The sequence below is a fragment of the Mycobacterium gordonae genome, from assembly GCF_001417955.2.
In the GTDB taxonomy this organism is placed as follows: domain Bacteria; phylum Actinomycetota; class Actinomycetes; order Mycobacteriales; family Mycobacteriaceae; genus Mycobacterium; species Mycobacterium gordonae_B.
The window spans coordinates 1-221 of the sequence record NZ_LKTM01000334.1 but is presented as its reverse complement, the minus strand read 5'-3'; the positions used below and the strand labels follow the sequence as shown (position 1 = coordinate 221).

1 protein-coding gene is annotated in these 221 nt (G+C 72.4%); it reads left to right on the top strand.

What is annotated here, in order from left to right; genetic code table 11:
• On the top strand, window positions 1–221 hold a 221-nt coding region (locus AO501_RS38400; protein ID WP_197419928.1), incomplete at both ends, for a hypothetical protein.

The window sequence follows — 221 nt, the reverse complement described above, 5'->3', positions numbered from 1 at the left end:
TGGCCACCAACACCACCGCCGATACCACCGCCGATCGCGCCACCAGCCTGACCACCAACGGCCCCACCGACCTGACCGCCGGCACCGATCGCACCGCCAACCTGGCCACCAGCGCCCACAGCGCCACCGAGACCGCCGCCGACCTGGCCACCAACACCACCGCCGATACCACCGCCGATCGCGCCACCAGCCTGACCACCAACGGCCCCACCGACCTGACC